Annotated in this window: 6 protein-coding genes and 1 pseudogene; 2 read left to right on the forward strand and 5 right to left on the reverse strand. The window is 53.5% G+C overall.

The features are described 5' to 3' along the window. Window positions 1-7: 7 nt before the first annotated feature. Entirely contained in the window at window positions 8-2,209 is a 2,202-nt protein-coding gene (gene zorA1, locus OKC40_RS05360) for a type I Zorya anti-phage system protein ZorA1 (RefSeq protein ID WP_159143535.1), read from the reverse strand. Window positions 2,210-2,460: 251 nt separating this feature from the next. Between zorA1 and OKC40_RS05365 the strand changes: the two genes are divergently transcribed. Next, window positions 2,461-2,904 (forward strand): antitoxin Xre/MbcA/ParS toxin-binding domain-containing protein, encoded by a 444-nt coding sequence (locus OKC40_RS05365; RefSeq protein WP_080630556.1) that lies wholly within the window; start codon window positions 2,461-2,463, stop codon window positions 2,902-2,904. Window positions 2,905-3,154: 250 nt separating this feature from the next. On the opposite strand, the gene OKC40_RS05370 is transcribed toward OKC40_RS05365, so the two are convergent. From OKC40_RS05370 to OKC40_RS05385, 4 genes are read right to left on the reverse strand one after another with little or no spacing between them, the layout of a single operon-like run. Continuing rightward, window positions 3,155-3,454, reverse strand: coding sequence for a hypothetical protein (locus tag OKC40_RS05370; RefSeq protein ID WP_024946124.1), 300 nt, complete (start codon window positions 3,452-3,454; stop codon window positions 3,155-3,157). Window positions 3,455-3,508: 54 nt separating this feature from the next. Beyond that, entirely contained in the window at window positions 3,509-5,125 is a 1,617-nt protein-coding gene (locus OKC40_RS05375; RefSeq protein ID WP_042862987.1) for a TnsD family Tn7-like transposition protein, read from the reverse strand. Between the two features lie 4 nt (window positions 5,126-5,129). Then, a complete protein-coding gene (locus OKC40_RS05380) occupies window positions 5,130-6,089 on the reverse strand; it encodes a TniQ family protein (protein WP_024946122.1) in 960 nt (319 codons plus the stop codon). Further along, window positions 6,086-6,367 (reverse strand): hypothetical protein, encoded by a 282-nt coding sequence (locus OKC40_RS05385; protein WP_270794414.1) that lies wholly within the window; start codon window positions 6,365-6,367, stop codon window positions 6,086-6,088. The genes OKC40_RS05380 and OKC40_RS05385 overlap by 4 nt, the downstream gene beginning before the upstream one ends. A 205-nt stretch (window positions 6,368-6,572) precedes the next feature. Here OKC40_RS05385 and OKC40_RS05390 point away from each other — a divergent pair. Next, window positions 6,573-7,135, forward strand: a pseudogene (locus tag OKC40_RS05390) (IS4-like element ISAeme3 family transposase); the annotation flags it as partial.

Here is a 7,135-nt window from a genome sequence, read left to right on the forward strand (position 1 = left end):
TAGCCCCTTAGCGCCGCACCTTGATAGACTCAAACAACTCGGAAAGATCCTCAATTCCTTCCTTCATATCAACGATACCACCAGCAAGCCCCTTCACCGCTTTGTCTAGCTCACTATCGAGACTTCCCATGGTCTTGACCAGATTACGATTCAACCCATCGGCAAACTCATTGAACCCTTTCGCTAGGGCATTGCCAATCTGGTCCAAATATTCTGTGGCCTCACGATTAAGGTCACGCATCCGCTCACCGTGTTGCCTGAGATCGTTAATTAGTTGTGCTCGCTGGCTTTGTTCGCTCTGCGCTCCGGCGACTACGGACTCGATGGTGGCCAAAACTTTGGCCGCAGACTCTCGATGATTGCGGTATTCACCAATAATGGTTGTGAGCTCACGGGAAGCTACCGCCAGCTCTCCACCGACTTGCTGCACCGACCCCAATACTTTGGCAGTGGTCTCACCCGCTTGCACCACACTGCTGCCCGCGGTGTCGAATCGATCCGCAGCAAGGCGCATCTTGTCTGCCCCTTGTGCCATTTGCTGCAAGTGCTCTCTAGTTTGCAAGCCAAGAAGGTCAATGACTTCCTGTGCCTCTTTGCGCTGCTGCTCGACCAATTGCAGCGTCTCTCTAAGCTGCTTATCCAACCCACCAATAACCGTTTCAGTTGTATTCCTGATATCCGCCTGTGCCAAGCGATGCTGTGCATCCATTCCTTCTTGGTTAGCGTTAAAGGTCTGGAACATCTGATTAAGTTGTGAGCCCAGCTGAGTCAAGTTTGTGGACATGTTGGTCATGACCTCTTCTTGCCCTTGGCCAATACTCCGCTGGCTCTGTTCAATAAAGCTATTCAGGTGTTCGGCTATCTGTTGCTGACGGGCCTCACTCTCGGCAAACAATCTCTCCAATTGGTGAGCTATGCGTTCACTGGCATCCTCGCCCGAGCTTCCCATTCGCTCTACCGCCGCCTGCATTTTTGACAACATCTCGTTCATGCCATTCTGCATACTGGCTTGACCAGCCTGCATGTCTGTAAGCAGTTGCGCGATGACTGTGGCACTTTGCTGAGAAGAGGACTCGCCAGCTCGCCGCATATCGTCCACCAATGCCACAAAGCCTTGCTGCATGGACTGCATTGCAGTTACTGACTGACCGAGCATTTCATGCAAACCGCTGAACTGTTGACCGAAAGATGCATCTAGTTTGCTCATGAAGGCACTCAGTACATCCGTCAATAGATGCTGAACTTGGCCTGACTGATCGCCACTTGCCTGCTTCACTGAACCAGCAATTTTTTCCAAGGGATCTTTAAGACTATCTTCGATGGAGCGACCGATCTGGGTAGCCAAAGATGTGCCAACCTCTTGATAAGAGGTTGAGAGGGTATTGGCCAGTTTGAGATTTTCCTGAACCTGGGTATCAACCAGATTTTGCATCATGGTGCGTAGATCACTGACCAAGCTGTCTTTCAGTTGTCGTGCATTAACTGCACTTTCATTGCTGGCCTTAACCAAGTCAGCTAAATATTCCTCACCCACACCACCCTTGAAGAGTTCATCAATGGACTCGGTCAACTTTTCCAGTAACTGGAGGCAACGTCCCCAACGCCATTTTTCCAATCCAGTCACTACGATGGATGCAAAGATTGCGATCGAAGACCCAACAAAAGCAAAAAGCACGTCATTGAGCAAGCGAGAGACACTTTCGGTAACCTTGGCAGGATCCGACACATCAAAATGCATCAAACCCGACATCAAACCCAGGAAGGTGCCTACGATACCTAACCCTGTCAGTACACCTGGCAGGTGTTTGAAAACCTCGGTGCGGAGAGGCGTCTCTACAATACTAGGCACTGAGAAGAAAGTGGCAGATAGGGAGGTTGCTCGCACAGCAACTAATCGACTCTCTCCCTCAACCAATTCACTCTGTCTGTGCAGAGTGTCAGCGTATTCTTTCCATGCATGATTCATGGCCCGATATTTGGGCTCAGCAAACATGGCTGTAGCCTGTTCTAATTTTTCAGAAGCAGGTAGTTCATGCTGTATTTCTAATCCCTTGCTAGCCTGCTTTAACTTGTTCGCCACCAAAAATGATGGCCCAAGATAAAACACACAAAAAAATGCGGAAAACAAAACTACCAGACAGAACACGATGGTAGGGACAGAGCTGGGCTCAAGGTGCTTAAGCCAGTCGAACAACAAGGTGAAATTCATGCATCACTCCCGATTTTGAAGTGATGCAGTATACCAATTCCAATGAACACTTTTTTAATCGAAATCATGCAATTGGGCCCAATCGACACAAACAACTTAAGAGACTGATTTAAAAGGATTTAATATATTTATCGTTCTTGTGGTCACCCGCTCACGAATACCCCAAACTAGATGATGACCCAATGAACTCCTGAGTGATGATTCGCATTGGGCTGCCATCAACAACCCCCAGACGGAGGCGCAGACTCATGATGACTCATGTAGAGCAATCTCCCCCAACCAGCAATCTATCTGTTCTGGAGTCGCTCGGTCTACCACGTAACTGGCTAGCCGCCCATCAGCACATAGTGTCTGGTGTATCTCCTGAGATCGTCGTCAAACTGAGCAAGCTATTGGGGTCTAATACCCGAACAATTTGCCAGATGATTGGCATTAGCCGAGACACACTGAATCGCCAAATCAAACGGGGCAATCGCTTATCGACAGCTCAGGGAGATCGCGTTTACTGGGCAGCCTTAGCAGTGGACGCAGCCATATCCCTACACCGGGGAGATACTGCTAAAACGATGAGATGGCTCACCCGCTCTGCGTGGGGATTAGGTGGTGAAAAACCGGCCGATGTGATTACTACGCCTATGGGAGCGCAGGCAGTTATCGATCTTGTCGGCCGGATTAGGCATGGCATCCCCTGTTGATTAACAGTTCATACGTGACCATAAAGCACCAACAATAGGCTCATTTGGTGAGCCGATCACCCCGACCAATCGGCTCATTTGATGAGCCGATCACCTCGACCAATCGGCTCACTTGATGAGCCGATCACCTCGACCAACCGACTCACTTGATGAGCCGATGACCTCGACCAATCGACTCATTTGATGAGCCGATCACCTCGACCAATCGGCTCACTTGATGAGCCGATCAACACAACCACTCAAATCGTGGTTAGATAAGCTCTCGATTGCCTTCAATTTTCCCAAATTGATCAGGGTCTGCGGGTTGATAATCATCCGAAAACATATTCATCAACCGATGCTCCTGTCTCAGGTTGGCCAGCGCCCCAAAAAAGCAGCCTTCACATAGGTGTACCTGATATCGTTCACCATCGTGCTGCGAACCATACCCCCAGCGCGCAGCCAGCGTGCCGAACTCCTGCGTACCAATGGTGGTTGTCGTGCTGCTGCCACAGACATCGCAGAGAATATCGACGACTTGGGTGGTGGGGAAGATGGCTTCGACTTTCATGGCAATACTCCTCGTGTTGACCTCTGACAGCCGTGCCGATATCACCGGTGGCCATCAGGGTTTGGGATGCTGGGCTGCGTAAGCAGCGACAAGTCGCACAGCCAGCGCATAGCTGAGCGGTAATCTAGCTTTGTATTTCCTGAGCCAATCCGGTCTGCCAAGCGCTCTCTCCAGCGCGGACAGTGACCTTGCCTCCCCGTCCAACTGTTCGAGTTGGGCCACCAGTGCCCGGTCACGTTGTGCCCAATCCACGGAGGGGTGGTAGACAGACTGTTTGGGAGCGGGCAACTGCTGATACAGCCAGGAGCGATCATGCCGATAGAGCCAGCTGAATGCCGTTCGGCACGCCTGTTCGATGCCACCGCGACTGGCATCGACATGCTGTGCCAGGTATGTCGTCAATGTATCTCGGTGCTCACGCAGCTTACGCACGCTGCCCAGATGCCGCCGCCAATCAGACAACCCCTGATGGCTCTGAATGATGGCTTCGACCGCACCGACTGAGACGCCATGGCAATGGGCGATCTGCTGTCGGCTTACCCCCATGAACGCCTGCCGCCATATTCCCCGCGCCACCGCCGCAGTGATGCGCTGGGCTCGGTGTTCGACGGGGTGGTTGTGTCGCAACGCGAGTTGCTTGATATAACCGACACTGTAACCGGTCTGGCGGGCGACCTGACGCATGGAGAGCGGCTCTGCCAACCACCTTAGCACTGCTCGCTCGACGGCTTGCGCGTCACGCGCTGGCGGCACAGGCAACACCTGCTGCACCTCGATGGAGAAGAACTCCGCTGGGCTGCGACTCACAAACGCCATCAGCATCACATGTTTCAGGTAGTGGTGACTGCGGTCACCGTGCACCAGCCCCGAGACGTATCGATAGTTGGCCAGCCCCGGCGGCACTATTGGCGTTATATCGGCAAACAACCCCTGCCAGAACTCCGTCATGGCCTGCAACAGGGGCTGGCTACGCAGATGGCCTCGGGCCGTCAGATAGCCCTGTTGCCCGAGCCATCGCTGGTACAGCTCCGCTAGCGACTCCGTTGGCGACTGGACGCACAGATACCGATGCAGAGCGGTGATATATGTAGAAAGGTTTATTTCCTGTTCAGATGGACGCGATTGTTCACAGGGTATCTCGGGATCCGGTAGAAGCAGTTGCCGATCAATGCCTCCTGCACTGGCCGCCAGAGTTTGCAATCGCAGCGCATGCTTGGTACAGGCCGTGACCCCGTACAGTTGATGCGCCGTATGCCAATATCCACATCCTACGTCCTGTTCATCCTCTCGCAAGCAGGCGGGACACCATTTCAGGCAGACACCGCCAAAAGCCAGCTTGCTGGCCGCTTGTCCTGACAGGGCCATCAGCCCCTGCCCTTCACCCAACATCGCAGATGCCAGGGTGTCGACTTGCAGCTTGTCTCTCAACGTAAGGGCATAAAGCGGGAAACCCGTGCCATGGTGCAGCAGGTATTGTGGATCCACTCCCGCTGCCTGGGCCGTTGCCTCAATATGACCAGGTAATGACGGATGCAGACGAATGGCCGGATGATGGAACAAACGGTCACAGACGCGGTTGCGGTCACTGTAGGCCGACTGCACGAAATACTGCGAGACCCAACTGTAGGCCGACTCACCAGGGATGTACGCCGGGATTACCGAGCCCAACACAAGGTCAGCCCTCAGACCTCAGGAGCCCCATCAGATCGACGCCTGCATGCTGCAACATGAGAAGGTGGACCAAGGGGTGCAACGGATCTCGGGCTGACTGCTCATGGTAGCCCCGTGCATTACGCAGCTGAGGAGGTAATTGCCATCCCTGACCGTCCCCCTCTGAATTGGTGAAATACGCAGTGAGCGCCAGGGGATCACACTGCGCGTCCATCTGCTGAAACCACGCATTGATCGCTTTGATGCTCTTGACCGTGCGCATCGCCTCGCCCGAGATCCCCATAGCCTCTCTCACATAACCTGTGAGCGTTGACAGAGTGAGGCTGCAACCCGACTGGGCCAATGCCAGCGATGCCAACTCGATTTCACGCATCCGCTCGGTAAAATGACCATCGTATCCCCCCATCCAGTGGCCGCAGTGCGGGCAGAGGTTGTCATAGGGAGGAATGGGCAGCGCCGACAACACCATGGCTACAAAACCACAGCCAACACAGCGTCCGGATAGGCCACGTTGATGCCGATGGCAATGAAACACCCCTGGCAATTGATGGTCGCGGTGGTAATAGGGCATGCCCTGAGTATCCTGATCCTCGGCAATACAGTCTGTACACCAACGCCAGTATCGATGCTGTACATTGTTCTGACCGGTCACCCTCAACCGGAGCGGCGTGTGGCCCGTCAACGCAGACATCAACATACCCTGCTCAGGCAGGCTTAAAAACGGGGTAAGATAATGGCCGTAGCCATGTGTCTGCCAGGGCTGCGCTATCCCCTTCGCCCGAAAAATGGCATCGAGGGCCATGTCATCGGCATGAGATAATCGTTGGGGGCGAATAGGTGGACTACCCAGACCCAGCGCTTTTACCGTAGCGGTGAACGTCCCATGGATGCTCAGCACATGCATTCGACCAGCCACGGCTCCCAGATGTTCGCCCGGCAGCAACTCTAAACGATGGAGGATCATTTCGGCTGCGCCTTATCTAGGTTGTAGCCGAGTTGTCCTAACAATACTGACGGCGATAACTGATCCAGTTTTTTACGTTTCTGTACCTCAATCTGCGATGATACGGGTTTGTCGCTCAGCTCGACTTCCCCTTGAATCAGGTTCATGGCGGGCGGCGGAGCTATCTGTGTCATGACATCAGAATGACTCGCCACCGACTCCAGCATCAGCATCGGCTCAAAATCCTCAAATTTGTGGTAATCACCTTTTCTCAGTGCAGTTAACGCCGGGGTCAACACTCTAAATTCACGATTAAAAACTAAGTCCAGCGCGGCTATCGAAAGATCTTGATCCTGAGGTGCCAGGAACGTGAGATAGGCGAGCGTGGCCCTAACCAGGCTACATGTACAGGATCTTTAGCGCCAACCAATTGAAATAGATATAAAAAAGGCTTCGTTTGTGATCTAATTTTATCGCCAAACAAAATCAACACGCGCGAAGCCTATGACCATTATTAATGCTAATCACTATCTGGAGCAACTCCTGGCTCCCGCCGCACTCGAGCGCATTGCTCGGCTCTGCAAGTTTTGTCTGCGTCAGCGCGCCATTACCCCTGCCATGCTCGTACCTGCACTGTTGCGGGCCATGGGGGGCGACCAGGTCAATGACATTGCCAGCTTACACCGTCATTTCAATGCCTTGCAGCTGACGAAAGAGCATCAGGTTTCTTACAAACCGTTTCACAATCAGCTGCGTAAAGAGAGCTTTGCCCTGTTTATGAAAGCGCTGGTCGAACGGGCCATCGCCTTGCGTATCGACCATCAACTCAAAGCGGCCTCCCTCGGCGCGTTCAAGCAGGTGTTATTGCACGATGGCACCTCCTTCGCGGTGCACCGGCGTCTGGCGGCTGACTTTCCCGGCCGGTTCAAGACCATCAGTCCGGCGGCTATCGAGTGCCATATGACCATGTCTCTGTCGGAGCAGAGCCCACTGTGCATGAGTGTGTCTGCCGATACCGCAGGGGAGCGGCAATTTCTCCCTGAGGCTCACAAGCTGGCCAACTGCCT

Source organism: Aeromonas sp. QDB11, from assembly GCF_027705265.1.
Lineage (GTDB): Bacteria > Pseudomonadota > Gammaproteobacteria > Enterobacterales > Aeromonadaceae > Aeromonas > Aeromonas allosaccharophila.

Coding starts and splice junctions, on each gene's coding strand:
- OKC40_RS05380 (WP_024946122.1), bottom strand. CDS start 6,089: ATGATCCTCCATCGTTTAGAGTTGCTGCCGGGCGAACATCTGGGAGCC.
- OKC40_RS05370 (WP_024946124.1), bottom strand. CDS start 3,454: ATGAAAGTCGAAGCCATCTTCCCCACCACCCAAGTCGTCGATATTCTC.
- OKC40_RS05365 (WP_080630556.1), top strand. CDS start 2,461: ATGACTCATGTAGAGCAATCTCCCCCAACCAGCAATCTATCTGTTCTG.
- zorA1 (WP_159143535.1), bottom strand. CDS start 2,209: ATGAATTTCACCTTGTTGTTCGACTGGCTTAAGCACCTTGAGCCCAGC.